This window comes from Streptomyces sp. NPDC052040, assembly GCF_044548405.1.
Taxonomy (GTDB): Bacteria; Actinomycetota; Actinomycetes; order Streptomycetales; family Streptomycetaceae; genus Streptomyces.
Genome location: NZ_JBIUBV010000002.1, coordinates 289,902 through 312,545, shown reverse-complemented (window position 1 = coordinate 312,545; position 22,644 = coordinate 289,902). Strand labels below are relative to the sequence as shown.

The 22,644-nt window shown below is 69.6% G+C and carries 17 protein-coding genes; 2 read left to right on the top strand and 15 right to left on the bottom strand.

The window, feature by feature from the left end; genetic code table 11:
- Positions 1–236 precede the first annotated feature (236 nt).
- The gene (locus tag ACIHAA_RS07510) at positions 237–617 is read left to right on the top strand and encodes a hypothetical protein (protein WP_399814188.1); all 381 of its coding nucleotides are present in this window, start codon (positions 237–239) and stop codon (positions 615–617) included.
- A 205-nt stretch (positions 618–822) separates the two neighbouring features.
- On the opposite strand, the gene ACIHAA_RS07505 is transcribed toward ACIHAA_RS07510, so the two are convergent.
- From ACIHAA_RS07505 to ACIHAA_RS07455, 11 genes are all read right to left on the bottom strand, one after another.
- On the bottom strand, positions 823–2,784 hold the full coding sequence (locus tag ACIHAA_RS07505; protein ID WP_399814186.1) for a TIGR03960 family B12-binding radical SAM protein: 1,962 nt from the start codon (positions 2,782–2,784) through the stop codon (positions 823–825).
- 149 nt (positions 2,785–2,933) lie between these two features.
- The gene (locus ACIHAA_RS07500; RefSeq protein WP_399814185.1) at positions 2,934–4,457 is read right to left on the bottom strand and encodes a CHAD domain-containing protein; all 1,524 of its coding nucleotides are present in this window, start codon (positions 4,455–4,457) and stop codon (positions 2,934–2,936) included.
- A 222-nt stretch (positions 4,458–4,679) separates the two neighbouring features.
- Positions 4,680–5,879, bottom strand: coding sequence for a rod shape-determining protein RodA (gene rodA / locus ACIHAA_RS07495; RefSeq protein WP_399814183.1), 1,200 nt, complete (start codon positions 5,877–5,879; stop codon positions 4,680–4,682).
- Positions 5,876–8,134: a penicillin-binding protein 2 gene (gene mrdA, locus ACIHAA_RS07490; RefSeq protein ID WP_399814182.1), complete on the bottom strand. Its 2,259-nt coding sequence runs from the start codon at positions 8,132–8,134 to the stop codon at positions 5,876–5,878. Before mrdA ends, rodA begins: the two co-directional genes overlap by 4 nt.
- A 139-nt stretch (positions 8,135–8,273) precedes the next feature.
- Positions 8,274–8,942 carry a rod shape-determining protein MreD gene (mreD, locus tag ACIHAA_RS07485; protein ID WP_399814180.1) on the bottom strand — a complete coding sequence of 223 codons (669 nt, stop codon included), beginning with the start codon at positions 8,940–8,942 and terminating at the stop codon, positions 8,274–8,276.
- Between the two features lie 23 nt (positions 8,943–8,965).
- Positions 8,966–9,913, bottom strand: a complete 948-nt coding sequence (gene mreC, locus ACIHAA_RS07480; RefSeq protein ID WP_399814178.1) for a rod shape-determining protein MreC — start codon at positions 9,911–9,913, stop codon at positions 8,966–8,968.
- A gap of 129 nt (positions 9,914–10,042) precedes the next feature.
- Positions 10,043–11,062, bottom strand: a complete 1,020-nt coding sequence (locus tag ACIHAA_RS07475; RefSeq protein ID WP_252421539.1) for a rod shape-determining protein — start codon at positions 11,060–11,062, stop codon at positions 10,043–10,045.
- A 361-nt stretch (positions 11,063–11,423) separates the two neighbouring features.
- Complete coding sequence (ndk, locus tag ACIHAA_RS07470) at positions 11,424–11,837, bottom strand: nucleoside-diphosphate kinase (protein ID WP_399814175.1); 414 nt, start codon at positions 11,835–11,837, stop codon at positions 11,424–11,426.
- 101 nt (positions 11,838–11,938) lie between these two features.
- A complete protein-coding gene (locus ACIHAA_RS07465; RefSeq protein ID WP_399814173.1) occupies positions 11,939–12,298 on the bottom strand; it encodes a DUF4233 domain-containing protein in 360 nt (119 codons plus the stop codon).
- 8 nt (positions 12,299–12,306) lie between these two features.
- Positions 12,307–13,830 (bottom strand): bifunctional folylpolyglutamate synthase/dihydrofolate synthase, encoded by a 1,524-nt coding sequence (locus tag ACIHAA_RS07460; protein WP_399814171.1) that lies wholly within the window; start codon positions 13,828–13,830, stop codon positions 12,307–12,309.
- Positions 13,831–13,917: 87 nt separating this feature from the next.
- Positions 13,918–16,569, bottom strand: coding sequence for a valine--tRNA ligase (locus tag ACIHAA_RS07455; RefSeq protein ID WP_399814169.1), 2,652 nt, complete (start codon positions 16,567–16,569; stop codon positions 13,918–13,920).
- A 136-nt stretch (positions 16,570–16,705) separates the two neighbouring features.
- Between ACIHAA_RS07455 and ACIHAA_RS07450 the strand changes: the two genes are divergently transcribed.
- Entirely contained in the window at positions 16,706–17,689 is a 984-nt protein-coding gene (locus ACIHAA_RS07450; protein WP_399814167.1) for a hypothetical protein, read from the top strand.
- 78 nt (positions 17,690–17,767) lie between these two features.
- Here ACIHAA_RS07450 and clpX read toward each other — a convergent pair whose 3' ends face one another.
- The 4 genes from clpX to tig form a co-directional block, all read right to left on the bottom strand.
- Positions 17,768–19,054, bottom strand: coding sequence for an ATP-dependent Clp protease ATP-binding subunit ClpX (clpX, locus tag ACIHAA_RS07445; RefSeq protein ID WP_399814165.1), 1,287 nt, complete (start codon positions 19,052–19,054; stop codon positions 17,768–17,770).
- A gap of 182 nt (positions 19,055–19,236) precedes the next feature.
- Complete coding sequence (locus ACIHAA_RS07440; RefSeq protein WP_399814163.1) at positions 19,237–19,917, bottom strand: ATP-dependent Clp protease proteolytic subunit; 681 nt, start codon at positions 19,915–19,917, stop codon at positions 19,237–19,239.
- A gap of 162 nt (positions 19,918–20,079) precedes the next feature.
- Positions 20,080–20,691 (bottom strand): ATP-dependent Clp protease proteolytic subunit, encoded by a 612-nt coding sequence (locus ACIHAA_RS07435; RefSeq protein ID WP_399814533.1) that lies wholly within the window; start codon positions 20,689–20,691, stop codon positions 20,080–20,082.
- 487 nt (positions 20,692–21,178) lie between these two features.
- Positions 21,179–22,555, bottom strand: a complete 1,377-nt coding sequence (gene tig / locus ACIHAA_RS07430) for a trigger factor (RefSeq protein WP_399814161.1) — start codon at positions 22,553–22,555, stop codon at positions 21,179–21,181.
- Between the last annotated feature and the right edge of the window lie 89 nt (positions 22,556–22,644).

The window sequence follows — 22,644 nt, the reverse complement described above, 5'->3', positions numbered from 1 at the left end:
GTCGGCATCGGCCAGTCTTCCACTCTGAGTCCGACCTTCAGCACAGTTTTGCCCGCTTGCTCTGGGAGTTGGCACCAGACGTGCACTCTAGACTTGAGGTGCCGCAGCGAGGGTCGGGTAAGACCGAGTATCTAGACCTTCAGTGCCTCGGTCCTGGGGACCGCACTGCGATCGAATTCAAGTACTTCACCCGAGCTTGGACAGGCAAGGCCGGCGTTCCGGTCGAGGACTACGCCTTGAAGGCGCATGGCGCCACCGACCTCGCCCGCCTGCACTTTGTACGGGACATAGCGAGGCTGGAGCGCTTCTGCCATCAGCCCGGCCAGAACGGTCTTGCCCTCATCCTGACCAACGAGGCGTCCCTGTGGAACCCGCCGGGCCCCGGCCGCCAACGTACTCGGGATCATGACTTCCGGATACACCACGGACGGGAGCTCGCCGGGACTCTGCTCTGGGCCGAGGGGACCTACGAACCGAACACATGCAGTCTGCGAGGCACCTACCCCCTCGAATGGGACATGTACTCCGAGCAGGGCGGAACAGGCGGCGAGTTCCGCTACCTGGCGGTGTTCGTCGGTCCATCGGCTACCGAAGCCGACGACGACACAGACGCGTAGCTCGTGGGCGCTGATTCCTCAGACCCAATCCACCTCGGAGACGATTCGCGAGGCGCTCCTTGGGCTCGGTAGCGGAGTCCGGGGGGACGCCAACTGCGCCGACGGGCGAGCGACCGAAGCGCCGACCGCAGCCAGCGCAGCAGCCACCTCGTCCTCGCTCACCCCCGCCAGCGCCTCAACCACCCGATCGAGTGTCTCGCCCACGTCAGTGCGCATGACCACCCGAAGCCGGCGTCGGACCACCGTTCTTGACCGTCAAGGGCAGCAATTTCTTGCCGGTCGGGCCAATTTGTATGGCCGTATCCATCTGCGGGCAGACTCCGCAGTCGAAGCACGGGGTCCAGCGGCAGTCTTCGACTTCTGTTTCGTCGAGGGCGTCCTGCCAGTCCTCCCAGAGCCAGTCCTTGTCCAGGCCCGAGTCGAGGTGGTCCCAGGGGAGGACTTCCTCGTAGGTGCGTTCGCGGGTGGTGTACCAGTCGACGTCCACGCCGAAGGCTGGCAGGGCCTTGTCGGCGCAGGTCATCCAGCGGTCGTAGGAGAAGTGTTCGCGCCAGCCGTCGAAGCGGCCGCCGTCCTCGTAGACCGCGCGGATCACCGCGCCGATGCGGCGGTCGCCGCGGGAGAGGAGGCCCTCGACGATGCCCGGCTTGCCGTCGTGGTAGCGGAAGCCGATCGAGCGGCCGTACTTCTTGTCGCCGCGGATCTTGTCGCGGAGCTTTTCGAGGCGCGCGTCGGTGTCCTCCGCCGACAGCTGCGGGGCCCACTGGAAGGGGGTGTGGGGCTTGGGCACGAAGCCGCCGATGGAGACCGTGCAGCGGATGTCGCCGGAGCCGGAGACCTCGCGGCCCTTCTGGATGACATGGGTCGCCATGTCGGCGATCTGGAGGACGTCCTCGTCGGTCTCGGTGGGCAGGCCGCACATGAAGTACAGCTTCACCTGGCGCCAGCCGTTGCCGTAGGCGGTGGCGACGGTCCTGATCAGGTCCTCTTCCGAGACCATCTTGTTGATGACCTTGCGGATGCGCTCGGAGCCGCCCTCGGGGGCGAAGGTGAGGCCCGAGCGGCGGCCGTTGCGGGTCAGCTCGTCCGCGAGGTCGATGTTGAAGGCGTCCACGCGGGTGGAGGGGAGGGAAAGGCCGATCTTGTCCTCCTCGTAGCGGTCCGCGAGGCCCTTGGCGATGTCGCCGATCTCGGAGTGGTCCGCGGAGGACAGGGAGAGCAGGCCGACCTCCTCGAAGCCCGTCGCCTTCAGGCCCTTCTCGACCATGTCGCCGATGCCCGTGATCGAGCGCTCGCGCACCGGGCGGGTGATCATGCCCGCCTGGCAGAAGCGGCAGCCGCGGGTGCAGCCGCGGAAGATCTCCACGGACATCCGTTCGTGGACCGTCTCGGCGAGGGGCACCAGCGGCTGCTTCGGGTACGGCCACTCGTCGAGGTCCATGACGGTGTGCTTGGACACGCGCCACGGGACGCCCGACCGGTTGGGGACGACCCGGCCGATACGGCCGTCGGGGAGGTACTCGACGTCGTAGAAGCCCGGGACGTAGACCCCGCCGGTCTTCGCCAGGCGGAGGAGGAGTTCCTCGCGGCCGCCGGGGCGGCCCTCCTGCTTCCAGGCGCGGACGATCGCGGTGGCCTCCAGGACGGCCTGTTCGCCGTCGCCGATCACCGCGCAGTCGATGAAGTCGGCGATCGGCTCGGGGTTGAAGGCCGCGTGGCCGCCGGCCATCACGATCGGGTCGTCGACGGTGCGGTCCCGGGCCTCCAGCGGGATGCCCGCCAGGTCCAGGGCCGTCAGCATGTTGGTGTAGCCCAGCTCGGTGGAGAAGGACATGCCGAGCACGTCGAAGGACTTGACCGGGCGGTGGCTGTCCACCGTGAACTGCGGGACGTCGTGCTCCCGCATCAGGGCCTCCAGGTCCGGCCACACGCTGTAGGTGCGCTCGGCGAGGACGCCCTCCTGCTCGTTCAGGACCTCGTAGAGGATCATGACGCCCTGGTTGGGCAGACCGACCTCGTACGCGTCGGGGTACATGAGCGCCCAGCGGACGTCACAGGAGTCCCACGGCTTGACGGTGGAGTTCAGCTCCCCGCCGACGTACTGGATCGGCTTCTGCACGTGCGGGAGCAGGGCCTCGAGCTGCGGGAAGACCGATTCGGCAGACATCTCGCGACTTTCCTGAGCGGGGAGGGGACGAAGAGCTGGGAATGATGGCCGTCAGAGGGGCTGACGGGGATGACCATCAAGCGTAACGCGATCCCGGCTCCTCGCCGGACCGTCGTGGCACCCGGGTGGGCGGCGGTCCGGTCTCCGGCTCAGAAGGAGGTCGCGGCCCGCAGCGTCCGCCACACCTCGGGCAGTGCCGCCTCCGCGGCCGCCGCCCGCTGTTCCTCCCGGCCGTACAGCACCCCGTAGGTGAAGGAACTCTCCCGGGCCTTGTCCGCCAGGGCCGACAGCTCCAGCAGGGCGTCGCGGACCAGCACGCTGTCCTGGTGCTCGCCCAGCAGGGTCTGGAGCGACTTCATCGACGTGAGCAGCGCCCGGGCGGGCCTGCCCAGCGCGGGGGTGGTGGCCTCGGCGGCGTACCGGGTGCGCTTGGCCTTCTTGCGGGCCTCGTGCAGCGCGGTGTCCCGGTCGTGGCCCGGGGGCAGGTCCAGGGCCCGGCCGATCAGTTCGGCGACCTTGTGGAAGTCCTTGTGGACGGCCCGGGTGAGCACCGTCCCGGGGTCCTTGGCGGACGCCTTCAGCAGGGGCGGGTCGGTGATCAGGGCGTCGAGGGCGTTGAGCAGGCCGAGATAACGCTCGCCGTCGAGTACGGAGGTCAGACGGCGCCGGGAGCCGCCGCGGCGGGCGTCGGACCAGGCGCGCAGACGGTTGCGGACCGGGCCGCCGACCAGAGGGCCGGGCAGTTCGGACACGGCCCGGGTCAGGTGTTCGGTGAGGACCTCGCGGTCGCGGTCCACGCCCAGCTCGCCCGCCAGCCACTTCAGGTCCTCGGCGACCGGGTCGGTGACCCGGGGGTCCAGGACCGTGCCGAAGGAGCGGAAGGTGCTGCGCAGCCGCCGGGTGGCGACCCGCATGGAGTGGACGGAGTCGAAGAGGTCCCGGCGCACCGAGGGGTCCAGTGCGACCAGGGCGTCGCGCTGGGCGCGGACATAGGCGAGGACATGGTCGCCCGCGGTGGCGGGCTGGGCGTCGGTGGGCGGCCGGTGGGTGCCGGGCGCGGCGGGGCCGGGGCGGCCGCCGGTCTCCTCCAGTGCTCTGGCCAGTTTGGAGGCGGCCGAGGAGCGCCGTACGCCCGCCTTGCGGAGTTTCTTGTCGACCTTGTCGAGGAAGGCGGGGTCGCCGTTGTCGGCGAGTTCGACCTCGATCTCGGTCCAGTCGGCGGTGCCGGTGCCGCCGCTGAGCCGCTCGGCGTGCACCCGGTCGAGGCTGATCTCGGCGAGCAGGGTGCCGTCGGCGTCGAGAAGGTGGCGTGTGGCGCGGGAGGAGCGCAGGCGGACGACGGGGACGAGCGCGACGCCCCGGACCCGGGAGCGGACGAGGTCGCGGAGGTGCGCGGGGACGGTGTCGGAGAGCGGGGCGCGGATCTCGTCGCGTACGCCCTCGGCGACCGGCAGTTTGAGATGCCAGCCCGCGTCCTTGCCCCCGGTGCGGCGGCGCAGGGTCAGGGAGGCGTCGGCCAGCCTGGCGTCGGCGGTGTCGTAGTAGGTGGCGTCGAGTTCGGCGGTGCCCTGGTCGACGACGGCACGGACGCCGCCGACGGCGGTCAGGTCGGGCAGGTCGTCACCGGTCGCGACCTCGTACTTGCGTTCGATCTCGCGCTGTGTGTCCACCATGGAGCGAATCTAGTGGCAATCGGGGCGGGAGGGCAGGGTTCGCCGGGGCTCGTCAGTGTTCGTCCGGAAGGCGCCCCACTGCCAGACACCACCGCTCCCCCGCCCGGGCCGCCGCAGAGCGCCCGGCCCTCGGCGGAGCGCCACCGGTCCCCGCCCGGCCTCGCGAATGCGGAGGGGGCCCCGTCCTGCCGGGGCCCCCTCCGCATTCGGCTGCGTCTGCCGCTACGCCGACATCGGCCGCTGCACCCGGATCGACTGCAACAGCCCCACCGCTATCCAGACGGCGAACATGGAGGAGCCGCCGTAGGACACGAACGGCAGGGGCAGGCCCGCGACCGGCATGATGCCGAGGGTCATCCCGATGTTCTCGAAGGCCTGGAAGACGAACCAGGCGATGATGCCCGAGGCGACGATCGTGCTGTACAGCTCGGTCGAGTCGCGGGCGATCCGGCAGGCGCGCCACAGCACGACGCCGAGCAGGACGAGGATCAGGCCCGCGCCGATGAAGCCCAGTTCCTCGCCCGCGACCGTGAAGACGAAGTCGGTCTGCTGCTCGGGCACGAACTGGCCGGTGGTCTGGGAGCCGTGGAAGAGGCCCGCGCCGGTGAGCCCGCCCGAACCGATCGCGATGCGCGCCTGGTTGGTGTTGTAGCCGACGCCCGCCGGGTCGAGGCTGGGGTTGGCGAAGGCGGCGAAGCGGTTGATCTGGTACTGGTCCAGGATGTGCAGCTGCCATATGGCGACCGCCCCCAGGGCGCCCGTGCCGAGCAGGCCGAAGATCCAGCGGTTGGAGGCGCCGGAGGCGAGCAGCACGCCCAGCACGGTGACCGCCATGACCATCGTCGAGCCGAGGTCGGGCATCAGCATGACGATCATCATCGGGACGGCGGCCAGTCCCAGGGCCTGTGCCACGGTCCGGTGGTCGGGGTGCGGTTTGTCGCCCGCGTCGACCCGGGCCGAGAGCAGCATGGCCATGCCCAGGATGATCGTGATCTTCACGAACTCGGAGGGCTGGAGGGAGAAACCGCCGCCGAAGACGATCCAGTTGCGGTTGCCGTTGATGGTGGCGCCGAGCGGGGTGAGCACCAGCAGGACCAGCATGAGCGAGAGGCCGTAGAGGATCGGCACGGCCGTGCGCAGGGTGCGGTGGCCGAGCCAGATCGTGCCGACCATCAGGGCGAGCCCGATGCCGGTGTTCATCAGATGGCGGATCAGGAAGTAGTACGGGTCGCCCTGGTTGATCTCGGTGCGGTTGCGGGTCGCCGAGTAGACGAGGGCCGTGCCGATCAGGGACAGGGCGAGGGCCGACAGCAGTATCGGCCAGTCGAGCCGCCGGGCCAGGCCGTCGCGGGCGAAGATCCGCGTCCAGCTCGCGCGCTCGGGCCCGTAGCCGGAGACGGAGAAGTTGTTCGCGCCGGTCATGCGAGGGTCCTCCGCCTCTTCTTCGGGCGGGCCGGGCGCCGGGCGGTGCGGCGGTTGCTCGCGGTGGGCGAGGGCACGGTGGCCGCCGGGGTGCTGTTGCCGTTCCCCTGCTGGTCCTGGTCCTCGCCGGTGGCCTGGTCGGCGTCGGGGTCGTACTTACCGACCTTCTGCGCCGCGATGGTGCCATCGGGGTTGATCTTGGGCAGTCCCTGCTGCGGGGTGGGGAGCAGGGCCTTGCTCTTGTCGATCGAGCCGTCCTTCTGGACGCCGTACAGGGCGTTGTAGATGTTGTGCACGGCCCCACCGGAGGCGCCGGAACCCGTACCGGCCTGGGCGATCGTCATGATGACCGCGTAGTCCTTGGAGTAGGTGGCCAGCCAGGAGGTGGTCTGCTTGCCGTAGACCTCGGCGGTACCGGTCTTGGCGTGCAGCGGGATCTTGTCCTGGGGCCAGCCGCCGAACTTCCAGGCGGCGGTACCGCGGGTGACGACGCCCGCGAGGGCCTCCTCCATCACGTCCCGGGTCTTGGCGCTGATGGGCAGCCGGCCGTGGGACTTGGGCTTGATCTCGCTGATGTGCTTGCCGTCGGGGCTGACGACGGCCTTGCCGATGGACGGGTCCCACAGGGTGCCGCCGTTGGAGATCGCCGAGTAGATGACGGCCTCCTGGATCGGCGTCAGGAGCGTGTCGCCCTGGCCGATGGAATAGTTGATCGCGTCACCCTCGCGCAGCTTGTTGCCTTCGAGGCAGTTCTCGTAGGCGATCTTCTGGACGTAGTCGCCGTCCTTCTTGCCGGTCTTGCACCAGGCGTCCTTGTTGGCGTCCCAGTACTTCTGCTTCCACTGGCGGTCGGGGACGCGGCCGGAGACCTCGTTGGGGAGGTCGATGCCGGTGGGCTTGCCCAGGCCGAACTGGTGGGCGGCCTTGAAGAAGTAGTCCTTGGGCTCCCCCTTCTTGGGGTTGATGCCGCCGTCCTTCTTCCACTCGTTGTCCGCGAGGCCGTAGAAGACGGTGTCGCAGGAGACCTCCAGGGCGCGGCCCAGGGAGATCGGGCCGAAGTTCTCGCCCTCGAAGTTCTTGAAGACCTGGCTGCCGACCGAGTACGAGCTGGTGCAGGGGTAGTGCCCGTCGAAGGGGTAACCGGCCTCGACGGCGGCCGCGGTGGAGACCACCTTGAAGGTGGAGCCGGGGGCGGACTGGCCCTGGATGGCCCGGTTGAGCAGCGGGTAGTCGGAGTCCTTGCCGGTGAGCTGCTGGTAGTCCTTGGCGGAGATGCCGCCGACCCAGACGTTGGGGTCGTAGGTCGGGGCGGACGCCATGGCGACGATCCGGCCGGTCTTGGCCTCCATCACCACGACGGCACCGGAGTCCGCCTTGTAGTTCTCGCCGGTGATGTCGTCGTACTGGCCGCGCGCGACCTTCATCGCGTTGTCCAGCTCGTACTCGGCGACCCGCTGGACGCGTGCGTCGATGCTGGTGACCAGGTTGGAGCCGGCCTCGGCGGCGTCGCTCTTGGCCTTGCCGATGACCCGGCCGAGGTTGTCCACCTCGTAGCGGGTGACGCCCGCCTTGCCGCGCAGCGCCTTGTCGTACTGGCGCTCAAGGCCGGAGCGGCCCACCATGTCGGAGCGCAGATAGGGCGAGTCGGTGTCCTTGGCCTGCTGGATCTCGTCGTCGGTGACCGGCGAGAGATAGCCGAGGACCTGGGCGGTGTTGGCCTCGCCGGGGCTCGGGTAGCGGCGCACGGCCTCGGGCTCGGCGGTGATGCCGGGGAAGTCCTCGGAGCGCTCGCGGATCTGGAGGGCCTGGCGGGGGGTGGCCTCGTCGGTGATGGGGATCGGCTGGTACGGGGAGCCGTTCCAGCAGGGCTGCGGCGTCTTGGCGTCGCAGAGCCGGACCTTGTCCGTGACGTCCTGCGGCTTCATGCCGAGGACCCCGGCCAGCTTGGTGAGGACGCCTTTGCCGTCGTCCTTCATCTTCAGCAGGTCGGTGCGGGAGGCGGAGACCACGAGCCGGGTCTCGTTGTCGGCGAGGGGCACTCCCCTGGCGTCCAGTATGTCGCCGCGCACGGCGGGCTGGACGACCTGCTGGACATGGTTGCCGGAGGCCTCCTTGGCGTATTCGGAGCCGTTGCGGATCTGGAGGTACCAGAGGCGGGCGCCGAGCGTGCCGAGGAGGGAGAGGACGAGGATCTGGATGACGACCAGCCGGATCTGGACCCTGGGGGTCCGCCCGGTCTCGGGGATGTTAGTCATCGGCAAGGCCCACTGGGGTCGGGGGTGGCTGCGGGGATCGGGCGGGGGTCGGTGGCTGCTCTCGCCCCGCCGTGATGCGCGTACGCGTCATACGAGTACACGACCAACCTGTGCGGCCGGGCGGCCGGGCGGGTGCGGGTCACAGCCGCTTGACCCCCTTGATGCGTCCGGCCCGGGCCACCCGGGCCTTGGCCGCCTTGACCCGCAGGACCCCGCGCTGGCTGCCGATGCGCAGTCCGGTGCCGGAGGAGAGCCAGCCGGAGGAGACGTCGGCCGCCTTGGCGGAACCGGTCTCGGCGAGCGGGTCGTTGTCGATACGGCGGGCCAGGGCCATGATGCCGGGCACCACGAAGGGCGCCAGCAGCAGGTCGTAGGCGGCGGCGGTGGCCAGCAGGCTGGTGAGGCCCACATGGCGGGCGGCGGTGTCACCGACGAGGGCGCCGACGCCCGCGTAGAGCAGGGTGGAGCCGATCGCGGCGGCGACCACCACGAACATGGGGCCGCTGGCGGACTTCAGGCGGCCGTTCTCGGGCTTGGCGAGCCCGGCGAGATAGCCGATGACGCAGAGCACCAGGGCATAGCGGCCGGCGGCGTGGTCGGCGGGTGGGGCCAGGTCGGAGAGCAGTCCGGCGCCGAAGCCGACGAGGCAGCCGCCGACATGGCCGTAGACCAGGGCGAGGGCGACGACGGTCAGGAGCACCAGGTCCGGGACGGCGCCCGGCAGATGCAGGCGGGCAAGGACGCTCACCTGGACGACCAGGGCGACGACCACCAGAGCGGTGGAGAGCAGCATCCGGTTGAGGCGCATCGGGTTCGGCTCCTGGGGCTTCGCTACTGGTCGCTGTCGTCGTACGACTGGCGGTCGTCGGACGCCGAGGGCGTGACGGTGACGGTCACGGTCGGGGTGGGCGTCGGCTGGGGCTTGGGGGGCAGGACGGTGTCGCGCGGGTCCTTCTTCGGCGCCTGGACGACGACACCGACGATGTCGAGGCTGCTGAAGGAGGCGAACGGCTTCACATAGATGGTGCGGGTCAGACCGCCGCCGGACGGGTCGATCCGGGACACCGTACCGACCGGGACGCCGGGGACGAAGGGCTTGTCGGCCTCGGAGCCGAAGGTGACCAGGCGGGCGCCCTTCTTCACATCGGCCTTGCCGTTGAGGAGCTGGACGCGCAGCGGGCGGTCGCCCTGCCCGGAGGCGAAGCCGAGTTCGTCGCTGCCCTCCAGGCGGGTGCCCACGGTGAAGTCGGGGTCGTTGGCCAGCAGCACGGTGGAGGTGTCGGGGCCCACGGTGGTGATGCGGCCGACCAGTCCGTCGCCGTTCAGGACGGTCATGTCGCGCTTGATGCCGTCCCGGGCGCCGACGTCGATGGTGACGGTCCAGGAGAAGCCCTGGGCTGCTCCTATGGCGATGACCTCGGCGCCCTTGATGCCGTACTGCCCCTCACCCGCCACCCGGATCATCTTGTCGAGCTGGTTGAGGCGGCTGCGGTTGCGGTCGTCGCTGCCGAGCTTCGCCTTCAACTTGGCGTTGGCCTGCTCGAGTTGGGCGATGCGGTCGTGCCGCCGCGTGGAGTCGCGCACGGCCGAGATCGCGTTGCCGACGGGGTCGACCGCGGACGACACCCCGTTCTCGATCGGGCCGAAGGCCGTGGCGGCGACCTGGCGGGCACCTTCGACCGGTGAGTCCTGGCCGCCGCGGATGTCCACCGTGATCAGCGCGAACGCGATCGCGATCAGCAGCACCAGGAGCAGTCGGCTCTCTCGTGTGTCCCTCACGTGCGGCGGCCGTGCCTTCCTCGTCGGAATGTGTAGGGGAACCCGGGGGTGTAAAGAGCTAATGCCTCTATATCAACGATCCGCCGCACGAGAGGCGATCGTCTCGTACGGCGGACTCGGCGCGTCGCGTCATCGGCGCGGCTGGGCGTCCAGTACCTGCTGGAGCGCCTCGAACTCCTCGACGCACTTGCCGGAGCCGAGCGCCACGCTGTCCAGCGGGTCCTCGGCGATGTGGATCGGCATGCCGGTCTCCCGGCGGAGCCGCTCGTCGAGGCCGCGCAGCAGGGCGCCGCCGCCGGTGAGGACGATGCCGCGGTCCATGACGTCGCCGGACAGCTCGGGCGGGCACTTGTCGAGGGTGGTCTTGACCGCGTCCACGATCGCGTTGACCGGTTCCTCGATGGCCTTGCGGACCTCGGCGGCGGAGATGACCACGGTCTTGGGGAGGCCGGAGACCAGGTCCCGGCCGCGGATCTCGGTGTGCTCGTCGGCGTCCAGCTCATAGGCGGAACCGATCGTGATCTTGATCTGCTCGGCCGTGCGCTCGCCCAGGAGGAGGGAGTACTCCTTCTTGACGTGCTGGATGATCGCGTTGTCCAGCTCGTCGCCCGCGACGCGGATGGACTGGGCGGTGACGATGCCGCCGAGCGAGATGACCGCGACCTCGGTGGTGCCGCCGCCGATGTCCACCACCATGTTGCCGGTGGCCTCGTGGACCGGCAGGCCCGAGCCGATGGCGGCCGCCATGGGCTCCTCGATGATGTGCACCTGGCGGGCACCGGCCTGGGAGGAGGCCTCGATGACGGCGCGGCGCTCGACGCCCGTGATACCCGAGGGAACGCAGACCACCACGCGCGGACGCGCGAGATAACGCCGCTTGTGAATCTTCAGAATGAAGTAGCGGAGCATCCGCTCGGTGATCTCGAAGTCGGCGATGACGCCGTCCTTCAGCGGGCGCACGGCGACGATGTTGCCCGGGGTCCGGCCGATCATCTTCTTGGCTTCCGCGCCGACCGCGAGAATGCCGCCCGTGTTGGTGTTGATCGCGACGACCGACGGCTCGTTGAGTACGATCCCTCGGCCCCTGACGTACACCAGCGTGTTGGCGGTCCCGAGGTCGACAGCCATGTCACGGCCGATGAACGACATTGAGTTCCCCATCAGGATTCGTCTGGCCTTCCCAAGTTGAGCTTATGACGGCTTTATTTGGGGCGGCGAAGTGGGTGCTGTGACGTGAAGGCTTACATCGTAGTCTCGCCCGCACGAAACACTGCGCGAGGGTCTTCGCCATTGTCAGCAGATGACGCGTCGCCTCGCTTCTGGAGACGGGCGTTCGGGGGTAGCCGTTCCCCCGAACGATACGCATATGCCAAGGACCGGCCGGTTTTGTTCGACCGGTTCACCGGCCGCCCTTGATCATGCCTCCGGGTGACACCGGGAAACCTCGGCAATTGTTCACATGACGGGATCGAAAGTTCATCATCCGGACGCCGGGAAGCGTCCGGACACCTCAGAAGCGGCCCGGGAAGAAGATCTTCAGCTCGCGCTCGGCGGACTCCGCCGAGTCGGAGGCGTGCACCAGGTTCTCACGCACGATCACACCGTAGTCACCGCGAATGGAACCGGGCGCGGCGGCGATCGGGTCGGTCGGACCGGCGAGCGCGCGCACCCCCTCGATGACGCGCTCACCCTCGACGACCAGCGCGACGACCGGGCCGGAGGCCATGAACTCCACCAGCGGCTCGTAGAAGGGCTTGCCCTGGTGCTCGCCGTAGTGCTGCTCCAGCGTCTCCTGGTCCAGCGTGCGCAGCTCCAGCGCGCTGATGGTCCAGCCGGCCTTGCGCTCGATACGGCTGATGATCTCGCCGATCAGTCCTCGACGGACGGCGTCGGGCTTGAGGAGGACGAGGGTGCGCGACGTCACGAGGGGGGCTCCTTCATCAAGGTGGTGCGGTGCGTAGAGGGTACAGGGCCGATTCGGGTGACCGTTACGCAGCGTCAGGCCGGGCCCCGGCCCCTCACGCGCTACGAAGCGGCCGGGCTGCCCTCGTCGCCCTGCATCGCCGCGAAGCGGGCCTTGGCCTCGTCGATCTTCCTGCCGAAGTGGACCGACGCCCACCACAGCGCGGCGAAGACCGCGCCCATGAAGAACATGGTCGGCACGAAGAACCCGGAGGCGATCAGCGCGATCTGGAGGGCCCAGCCCAGCTGCACACCGCCGGGGCGGCTCAGCAGGCCGCACAGCAGGATGCTCAGCGCCATCGCGATACCGCTGACGGTCCAGACCGTGGCGGTGGACAGGCCGGGGTCCTTCATGGCGACCAGGCCCGCGAAGCCGATGACGAAGAACTCGCCGATCAGGGTGGAAGCACACAGCGTACGCACGACGGAAGTCAGCCCTTCCCGAGGAGCAGTCGGGCCTCGCCGACGGTGATGACGGAGCCGGTGACGAGCACTCCGGCGCCCGCGTACTCCCCCTCCTCCTCGGCGAGGGTGATCGCGGCCTCCAGCGCGTCGGGCAGCCGCGGCTCGACCTGGACGCGCTCCTCGCCGAAGATCTCCACGGCGATCGCGGCCAGCTCGTCGGCGTCCATCGCCCGGTGGCTGGAGTTCTGGGTGACCACGACCTCGGCGACGATCGGCTCGAACGCCTCCAGCAGGCCCCGGACGTTCTTGTCACCGCTCGCGCCGACGACCGCGATCAGCCGGCTGAAGTCGAACGCCTCACTCACCGCCTCGGCCGTGGCGCGGGCACCCGCCGGGTTGTGCGCGGCGTCCAGGACGACGGTCGGGGAGCTGCGCACAACCTCCAGCCTGCCCGGGGAGGACACGGTGGCGAACGCCCGGCGGACGGTGTCGATGTCCAGCGGCTGGGGGCGCTGGGAGCCGACGCCGAAGAACGCCTCCACGGCGGCGAGCGCCACCGCGGCGTTGTGGGCCTGGTAGGGGCCGTGCAGCGGCAGATACACCTGGTCGTACTCGCCGCCGAGGCCGCGCAGGGTCAGGAGCTGGCCGCCCACCGCGACCTCCCGGGAGACGACACCGAACTCCAGGCCCTCGCGGGCCACGGTGGCGTCGACCTCCACGGCCTTCTTCAGCAGCACCTGGGCCGCGTCGACCGGCTGCTGGGCGAGGATGACGGTGGCGTCCTGCTTGATGATCCCGGCCTTCTCCCCGGCGATCTCGCCGGGCGTGGAGCCGAGCCGGTCGGTGTGGTCCAGGTCGATGGGGGTGACGACGGCGACGTCCCCGTCGATCACATTGGTGGCGTCCCAGCTGCCGCCCATGCCGACCTCGACGACCGCGACATCGACGGGGGCGTCCGCGAAGGCCGCGTAGGCCATCCCGGTGAGGACCTCGAAGAAGGAGAGCCGGTACTCCTGCGCGGAGTCGATCATCTCCAGGTACGGCTTGATGTCCTGGTACGTCTCGATGAACCGCTCGGCGGAGACGGGGGCGCCGTCGAGGCTGATCCGCTCGGTGATCGACTGGACGTGCGGGCTGGTGTACCGGCCGGTGCGCAGGTCGAAGGCGCCGAGCAGGGCCTCGATCATGCGGGCGGTGGAGGTCTTGCCGTTGGTACCGGTGATGTGGATCGAGGGGTACGAGCGCTGCGGGTCCCCGAGGACGTCCATCAGCGCGGCGATCCGGTCGACGGACGGCTCCAGCTTGGTCTCGCCCCAGCGGGTGGCCAGCTCGGCCTCGACCTCCCGCAGCGCCTGGTCGACCTGGGGGTCGGCCGGACGGGCGGGCACATCGGCCTGCGGCGGGCCGCCCTGGGTGCGCAGGGTGCGGCTGCCGGCCTCGATCACCGCGAGATCGGGATCACGGGTGGTCTCGGTCTCGACGATCTCCTCGAAGGGATCGTTCTCGTTGGGGTCGCTCTCGTTGGGGTCGCGCGGAGGCAGGTCACTCACGGGGCCAGTCTACGGAGCGCCGGGGGCGAACATGGCGAAGGCCCCCGGAGCGGTGCTCCGGGGGCCTTCGTTCACCGTCGGTGCCGGTCAGGCGGCCGGGAGGCGGTCCAGCTGGGCCTGGATCCGGGAGATGTCCTCCTCGGCCTTGGCGAGCCGGGTGCGGATCTTCTCCACGACCTGGTCGGGTGCCTTGGCGAGGAAGGCCTCGTTGCCGAGCTTGCCGGTGGCCTGGGCCTTCTCCTTCTCGGCCGCGGCCAGGTCCTTGGCGAGCCGCTTGCGCTCCGCCGCCACGTCGATCGTGCCGGACAGGTCCAGCGCGACCGTGGCGCCCGAGACCGGCAGGGTCGCGGTGGCCGTGAAGTCCTCGCCCTCCGGCTGGAGGCGCAGCAGCTGGCGGATGGCGGCCTCGTGCGGGGCGAGCGCGGTGCCGTCCAGGGTCAGCCGGGCCGGGACGCGCTGGCCGGGCTGGAGGCCCTGGTCGGCGCGGAAGCGGCGGACCTCGGTGATGACCGACTGGAGGGTCTCGATCTCCCGCTCGGCGGCCTCGTCACGGAAGCCGCCCGGGGTGTCGGCCCCGGGGACCGCCACGGCCTTCGGCCACTCGGCGACGACGACGGACTCGCCGCCGGTGAGGGTGGTCCACAGCGTCTCGGTGACGAAGGGGACGACCGGGTGCAGCAGCCGCAGGGTGACGTCGAGGACCTCGCCCAGGACGCGCTTGCTGACCTCGGCCGGTTCGCCGCCCGCCTGGAAGGTGGTCTTGGACAGCTCGACGTACCAGTCGAAGACCTCGTCCCAGGCGAAGTGGAAGAGGGCGTCGGAGAGCTTGGCGAACTGGAAGTCCTCGTAGAGCGCGTCGACTTCGGCGACCACGGAGTTCAGCCGGGACAGGATCCAGCGGTCGGTGGCCGACATGCGCGCGGCGTCCGGCAGCGGGCCCTCCACCGTGGCGCCGTTCATCAGCGCGAAGCGGGTGGCGTTCCAGATCTTGTTGGCGAAGTTGCGGGAGCCCTGGACCCAGTCCTCGCCGATCGGGACGTCGACGCCCGGGTTGGCGCCGCGGGCCAGGGTGAAGCGCAGGGCGTCCGAGCCGTACTTGTCCATCCAGTCCAGCGGGTTGACCGCGTTGCCGAAGGACTTCGACATCTTCTTGCCGAACTGGTCGCGGACCATGCCGTGCAGGGCGATGGTGTGGAACGGCGGGGTGCCGTCCATGGCGTAGAGGCCGAACATCATCATCCGGGCGACCCAGAAGAACAGGATGTCGTAGCCGGTGACCAGGATCGAGTTCGGGTAGAACTTCGCGAGGCTCTCGGTCTGCTCGGGCCAGCCCAGCGTGGAGAAGGGCCACAGGCCGGAGGAGAACCAGGTGTCCAGGACGTCGGTGTCCTGGTGCCAGCCCTCGCCCGTGGGCGGCTGCTCGTCGGGGCCGACGCAGACGATCTCGCCGTTCGGGCCGTACCAGACGGGGATGCGGTGGCCCCACCACAGCTGGCGCGAGATGCACCAGTCATGGAGGTTGTCGACCCAGTCGAAGTACCGCTTCTCCATCTCCTGCGGGTGGATCTTGACCTTGCCCTCGCGGACCGCGTCACCGGCGGCCTGGGCGAGCGGGCCGACCTTGACCCACCACTGCATGGACAGGCGCGGCTCGATGGTGGTCTTGCAGCGCGAGCAGTGGCCGACGGAGTGGACGTAGGGCCGCTTCTCGGCGACGATCCGGCCCTCGGCGCGCAGGGCGGCGACGATGGCGGAGCGGGCCTCGAAGCGGTCCAGGCCCTGGAAGGGGCCGTGGGTGGTGATGACGGCGTGCTCGTCCAGCACGGTGATGGCCGGCAGGTCGTGGCGCTGGCCGATCTCGAAGTCGTTCGGGTCGTGGGCCGGGGTCACCTTGACGGCGCCGGTGCCGAACTCGGGGTCGACGTGCTCGTCCGCGACGACCGGGATGGAGCGGTCGGTCAGCGGCAGCTTGATGAGCTTGCCGATCAGGTGCCGGTAGCGCTCGTCCTCGGGGTGGACCGCGACGGCGGTGTCGCCGAGCATGGTCTCGGCGCGGGTGGTGGCGACGACGATGCTCTCGTCCCCGTCGCCGTACCGCATGGAGACCAGTTCGCCGTCGTCGTCCTGGTACTCGACCTCGATGTCCGAGATGGCGGTGAGGCAGCGCGGACACCAGTTGATGATGCGCTCGGCGCGGTAGATCAGCTCGTCGTCGTAGAGCCGCTTGAAGATGGTCTGGACGGCCTGGGAGAGGCCCTCGTCCATGGTGAAGCGCTCACGGGTCCAGTCGACGCCGTCGCCGAGGCGCCGCATCTGGCCGGAGATCTGCCCGCCGGACTCGGCCTTCCACTGCCAGACGCGCTCGACGAACGCCTCGCGGCCGAGGTCGTGGCGGGACTTGCCCTCCTTGCCCAGCTCGCGCTCGACGACGTTCTGGGTGGCGATGCCGGCGTGGTCCATGCCGGGCTGCCACAGCGTCTCGTGGCCCTGCATGCGCTTGCGGCGGGTCACGGCGTCGATCAGGGTGTGCTCGAAGGCGTGTCCGAGGTGCAGGCTGCCGGTGACGTTCGGCGGCGGGATGACGACGGTGAAGGGCGGCTTGTCGCTCTTCGCGTCCGCCTCGAAGTAACCCCGCTCCACCCAGCGCTCGTACAGCGGCCCCTCTACATCGGCCGGCGCGTACTGGGTCGGCAGTTCGGTGGCGGGCGCTGTGGGCTGCTGCTGAGCGTTATCGGTCACGGACTCAGTTTAGGGGTGTCACGACCCCGTCCCGAAACGGGATTCCCCGGTAACGGCGGGCCCCGCGGCACCCCGGGTCCTCCCACGTGCGCCAGGATGTCGGAAACGCATAAGCATCCGGAGGGGAACCCCCACCATGAGCAACAACCAGCCGGGCCCGTACGGCGGGCAGCCCCAGCAGCCCGGACCGTACGGCCAGCCGGGCCCCTACGGCCCCCCGCAGGGTCCCGGCTACGGCTACCCGCAGCAGGCCCCGGCGGGTGTCCCGCCCGAGCAGAACCCGTACGCCCAGCCGCAGCCCCCCGCGGGACCCCACGGTCAGCCCTACGGCCAGCAGCCGTCCGCCCCGCAGCCGCCTTATGGACAGCCCTCCTACGGCCAGCCCCCCTACGGCCAGGCGTCCTACGGTGTGCCGCAGCCGCCCGCACCGGGCGGCGGACGGCGGAAATCCGCGCTGGTCATCGGCGCGGTGGCGGGTGTCGCGGTGGTGGCGGCGATCGCCGTGGGCGCCGTGCTGGTGCTCGGCGGAGGCGGCGGCGACGCGGTGGCGGACGACGGGCCGCACAAGCTGACGGCACCGGCCGCGGTCATCGGCGGCATGTACAAGAAGGCGGACAGCGACAGCGCCCCGGACTCCATGAGCAGCAATGACCTGGCGGACTTCGAGAAGTGGGGGGTGAAGCACCCCAAGGATGTCAGCGCCGGATACCAGAACGGCTCGGGCCTCACGGCCAAGAGCATCACCTTCGGCGGTGTCTACGGCAGCATCGACAAGCCCGAGGCCGTGGTGGACGCCATGTTCGCCAAGATCAAGGCGGAGTCGGAGAAGGACACCACGACCAAGGGCAAGCTGCTCGGCAGCCCGGAGACGGTGCACCCGGCGGGCTTCTCGCACGGTGTCATGAAGTGCCAGGTGGCCCAGTTCCAGAACGACACCGCGGGCGCGGCCGGTGGCGCGAAGAGCGTCACCATGCCGATCTGCATCTGGGGCGACCACAGCACGGTGGCCGATGTGACGGCGTTCAGCTTCGCCTCGCTGGCCGCCGGGAACGGCGGCACGGCCGACGAGACGGCGGACCTCGCCACCAAGCTCCGCGACGACGTGCGCGTCAAGATCTGACGCGGCGGCGGACCAACGGCGAAGGGGCCCCGGCCGGTTGGCCGGGGCCCCTCTGCGTCCTGGGTGACCGGGAGGCGGTTACGCCGTCTTCTGCTCGCCCGAGCCGCGGCCGCGCGCGTCCCTGGGGATCAGAGTCGGATTCACGTTCGACAGGACCACATCGGCGGTGATGACCACCCGGGCCACGTCCTTGCGGGACGGCACCTCGTACATCACCGCCTGGAGGACCTCCTCCATGATGGCGCGCAGACCGCGGGCGCCCGTCTGGCGCAGGATGGCCTGGTCCGCGATGGCCTCCAGGGCCTCGCGCTCGAAGTCCAGCTCCACACCGTCGAGTTCGAAGAGGCGCTGGTACTGCTTCACCAGGGCGTTGCGCGGCTCGACGAGGATCTGGAGCAGCGCCTTGCGGTCGAGGTTGTGCACGCTGGTGATGACCGGCAGACGGCCGATGAACTCCGGGATCATCCCGAACTTCACCAGGTCCTCGGGCATGACGTCCTCGAACTGGTCCTTGGACTCCAGCTCCCGCTTGGAGCGGATCGTCGCGCCGAAACCGATGCCCTTGGCACCCGCCCGGGACTCGATGATCTTCTCCAGGCCCGCGAAGGCACCGCCCACGATGAACAGCACGTTCGTCGTGTCGATCTGGATGAACTCCTGGTGCGGGTGCTTGCGGCCGCCCTGCGGGGGCACCGAGGCCGTGGTGCCCTCCAGGATCTTCAGCAGGGCCTGCTGGACGCCCTCGCCGGACACGTCGCGCGTGATCGACGGGTTCTCGCTCTTGCGGGCCACCTTGTCGATCTCGTCGATGTAGATGATGCCCGTCTCGGCCTTCTTGACGTCGTAGTCGGCGGCCTGGATGAGCTTCAGCAGGATGTTCTCGACGTCCTCGCCGACATAGCCCGCCTCCGTGAGCGCCGTCGCGTCGGCGATGGCGAACGGCACGTTCAGCATGCGGGCCAGGGTCTGGGCGAGCAGTGTCTTGCCGGAGCCCGTGGGGCCCAGCAGCAGAATGTTCGACTTCGCCAACTCGATGGCGTCGTCGCGGCCTTGGGCCCCGCCGTGCTCCCCGGCCTGGACCCGCTTGTAGTGGTTGTACACCGCGACGGAGAGGGCCTTCTTCGCCGCCTCCTGGCCGACCACATAGCCCTCGAGGAACTCGTAGATCTCGCGGGGCTTGGGGAGTTCCTCCCAGCGCACCTCGCTCGTCTCCGCGAGTTCTTCCTCGATGATCTCGTTGCAGAGATCGATGCACTCGTCGCAGATGTACACACCGGGGCCTGCGATGAGCTTCTTGACCTGCTTCTGGCTCTTGCCGCAGAACGAGCACTTGAGCAGATCGCCGCCGTCACCGATGCGTGCCACGGTGTGCTTCCCCTTCGCCTGGGAGACGCCTTACGTCCAGCGGCTCCTGGTGCTGCCTTATGTCCGACGGTACCTTGCCGGGACCCCCGTTCGGGCCCCCCTTGGCACGGTTCACTTTGACGTGCACCGTTTCAAACCGTGCCAAGGGGCCGAAGACGCCGTGGGTCCGGCCGCGATGCGCCTCAGCGGACCGAGTCGTTGTTCATCTTCCGGGTCGAGATGATCTGGTCGATCAGGCCGTAGGACAGCGCGTCCTCGGCCGTGAGGATCTTGTCGCGCTCGATGTCCTCGCGGATCTTCTCGATCGGCGTGTTCGAGTGCTTGGCCAGCATCTCCTCCAGCTGCGAACGCATCCGGAGGATCTCGTTGGCGGCGATCTCCAGGTCGGAGACCTGGCCGCGGCCCGTCTCGCTGTAGGGCTGGTGGATCAGCACACGGGCGTTCGGGAGCGCCATACGCTTGCCCGGGGTGCCCGCGGCCAGCAGCACCGCGGCGGCGGAGGCGGCCTGGCCCATGCAGACCGTCTGGATGTCCGGCTTCACGAACTGCATCGTGTCGTAGATGGCCGTGAGCGCGGTGAAGGAACCGCCGGGGCTGTTGATGTAGACCGAGATGTCCCGGTCGGGGTCCATCGACTCCAGGCACAGCAGCTGCGCCATGACGTCGTTGGCCGAGGCGTCGTCGATCTGGACGCCCAGGAAGATCACGCGCTCCTCGAAGAGCTTCGCGTACGGGTCGTACTCGCGGACGCCCTGCGAGGTGCGCTCGACGAAGCGCGGGATGACGTAACGGGACTCGGCCGAGGGGCCGGTGTACTCGGCGCGCGCACGGTCGTAGAGGCCGCTGCCGGGGAAGTCGTTCACGATGTCTCCTGAAAGGGGCTGAGGCGGTGGCTTGGGGGCTGCTGGGGCGCTGGGGGCCGGTGTGTGGGGCCGTACGGGACTCGACGGGCCCTCGGTGGTCCCGCCGGGGGCCCGGACGGCGCCCCGAGGGTCTCTACCGGCCGTACGAGGCCCAGTGAGCCCTTACGAGCCCGCCCCGGTGCCGCCGCCGCCCGGCATGCCGACAGCGGTGGTGATGACCTCGTCGATCAGGCCGTAGCCCTTGGCCTCGTGCGCGTCGAACCAGCGGTCGCGGTCCGAGTCGCGGGTGATCTGCTCGACCGACTGGCCGGTGTGGAAGGAGGTCAGTTCGGCCATGCGCTTCTTGGTGTGCAGCAGCCGCTCGGCGTGGATCTTGATGTCCGACGCGGAACCGGCCAGACCGGCCGAGGGCTGGTGGATCAGGATCTCGGCGTTGGGCAGGGCGAAGCGCTTGCCCGGGGTGCCCGCGCTGAGCAGGAACTGGCCCATCGAGGCCGCCATGCCCATGGCGATCGTCACCACATCGTTCTTGATGTACTGCATGGTGTCGTAGATCGCCATACCGGCGGTGATCGAACCACCGGGGCTGTTGATGTAGAGGTAAATGTCCTTGTCCGGATCGGCGGCGAGGAGCAGCAGCTGCGCGGTGATCCGGTTGGCGATGTCGTCGTCGACCGGCTGGCCGAGGAAGATGATCCGCTCGTTGAGCAGCCGGCTGTAGACCTGGTCGCCGAGGCCGCCACCGATGGAAGGCTCGCCGGCGGCGGAGGGCATCAGATTCGTCACGTATCCACCTGCTCGTCTTACGACGGCGCGGAGCCGTCTCACGTGTTCTGCCGGGGCGTGGGACCCCGCGCCGTGCCCCGGCGGGGCGGCTTCGGGGACTCCCCTGCCCTCGTATTCATGGACCCTAACGCGCAGGCAGTCGGGTGCCATCCCGCTTCAGCGGGTGTTCGCTGTCAGCGCATGGAGGTTGGCCGTGCGGTGACCGGTGGCGGACGGCCGTCGCGGACCGCGCCCCGGGCCCTTGTGAGATCACGGTAGCCCCGACGGGGGTGGGGCGCCTCCGATCGCCGGGCGCCCGGCGGACCCGCGGGCCGCCGAAGGGGCGCACCGCGCGCGACAGGCGCCGAGCGCGACAGGCGCCGAGCGCGACAGGCGCCGAGCGCGACAGGCCCCGGGACGCGTCGCGCGTCCCGGGGCCCGTCGTACGACCGGTGCTCCCGGAGGATTACGGCTGGTGGCCGGTGGTCCCGGAGGGTTACGCCTCCGGCTTCTCCTCGGCGGCCTCGGAGGCCTCCGCGGAGCCCTCCGCCTCGTCCTCGTCCTCGTCGTCCAGGTCGATGACCTCGCCGTTGGTGTCCTTCACCGTGGCGGCCTCGACGACGACCGCCAGGGCCTTGCCGCGGGCGACCTCGCCGACCAGCATCGGGACCTGGCCGCCCTCGACGACCGCCTGGGCGAACTGGTCGGGGGACATGCCGGAGGAGGCCGCACGCCGCATGAGGTGCTCGGTGAGCTCCTCCTGGCTGACGTTGAGCTTCTCCTTGTTGACCAGCTCGTCGAGGACGAACTGGGTCTTGATGCCCTTGACCGCGGCCTCGCGCGTCTCGGTCTCGAACTCCTCGGCGGTCTTGCCCTGGATCTCCAGGTACCGGTCGAGGTCCAGACCCATCTGGCCGAGCTGGTGGTGCTCGAGGTTGTGCTTACGGGTGTTGACCTCGTCCTCGAGGAGCTTCTCGGGGACGGGGACCTCGACCAGCTCGAGCAGCTTCTCCAGGACACGCTCCTGCGCCTGGGTGGCCTGGTCGTACTGCTTCATGTTCGCGAGGCGCTTGCGGCTGTCCGCCTTCAGCTCCTCCAGCGTGTCGAACTCGGAGGCGAGCTGCGCGAACTCGTCGTCCAGCTCGGGCAGTTCGCGGGAGGCGACCTGGGTGACCTTGACCGTCACCTCGGCCTCCTTGCCCGCCGCCGAGCCGCCCTTCAGCTCGGAGGTGAAGGTGCCCTTCTCGCCGGCCGAGAGGCCCTTCACGGCCTCGTCGATGCCGTCCAGCAGCTCGCCGGAGCCGATGGTGTAGGAGACGTCGCTGGCGACGCCGTCCTCGAGGACCTCGCCGTCGACCTTGGCCTCCAGGTCGATGGTGATGACGTCACCGTCCTGGGCGGCGCGCTCGACCGGGCTGGTCGACGCGAAGCGCTCACGCAGCTGCTCGACCGACTTCTCGATGTCCTCGTCGGTCACCTCGATGGCGTCCACCTCGACCTCGATGCCGGAGTAGTCCGGGATCTCGAGGGACGGGCGGATGTCGACCTCGGCGGTGAAGGACAGCACCTCGTTGTCCTTCAGCTCCTTGATGTCCACCTCGGGCTGGCCCAGCGGGTTCAGCTCGGCCTCGTTGACCGCCTCGGTGTAGAACTTGGGAAGCGCGTCGTTGACGGCCTCCTCCAGCACGGCACCGCGGCCGAACCGCTGGTCGATGACGCGGGCCGGGATCTTGCCCTTGCGGAAGCCCTTCACCGTGACCTGCTGGTTGATCTTCTTGTACGCCGCGTCGAGGCTGTCCTTGAGCTCCTCGAAGGGCACCTCAACAGTGAGCCGAACCCGGGTCGGGTTCAGGGTCTCCACGGCGCTCTTCACGGTTCGGTCTCCTTGTGGCTGACTTCTTGGGGTTCTGCCGACCTGCTCCGCCCTGACGGGCGGGCCTTCGACGGATTCGCGGGCCCCTG

Bases quoted from the DNA above. Each gene is read 5' to 3' on its own strand.
- ACIHAA_RS07450 (WP_399814167.1), top strand. From the start codon at position 16,706: ATGAGCAACAACCAGCCGGGCCCGTACGGCGGGCAGCCCCAGCAGCCC.
- ACIHAA_RS07435 (WP_399814533.1), bottom strand. From the start codon at position 20,691: ATGCCCTCCGCCGCCGGCGAGCCTTCCATCGGTGGCGGCCTCGGCGAC.
- rodA (WP_399814183.1), bottom strand. From the start codon at position 5,879: ATGACCGGCGCGAACAACTTCTCCGTCTCCGGCTACGGGCCCGAGCGC.
- ACIHAA_RS07505 (WP_399814186.1), bottom strand. From the start codon at position 2,784: ATGTCTGCCGAATCGGTCTTCCCGCAGCTCGAGGCCCTGCTCCCGCAC.
- ACIHAA_RS07475 (WP_252421539.1), bottom strand. From the start codon at position 11,062: ATGTCGTTCATCGGCCGTGACATGGCTGTCGACCTCGGGACCGCCAAC.
- ACIHAA_RS07500 (WP_399814185.1), bottom strand. From the start codon at position 4,457: ATGGTGGACACACAGCGCGAGATCGAACGCAAGTACGAGGTCGCGACC.
- mrdA (WP_399814182.1), bottom strand. From the start codon at position 8,134: ATGACTAACATCCCCGAGACCGGGCGGACCCCCAGGGTCCAGATCCGG.
- mreD (WP_399814180.1), bottom strand. From the start codon at position 8,942: ATGCGCCTCAACCGGATGCTGCTCTCCACCGCTCTGGTGGTCGTCGCC.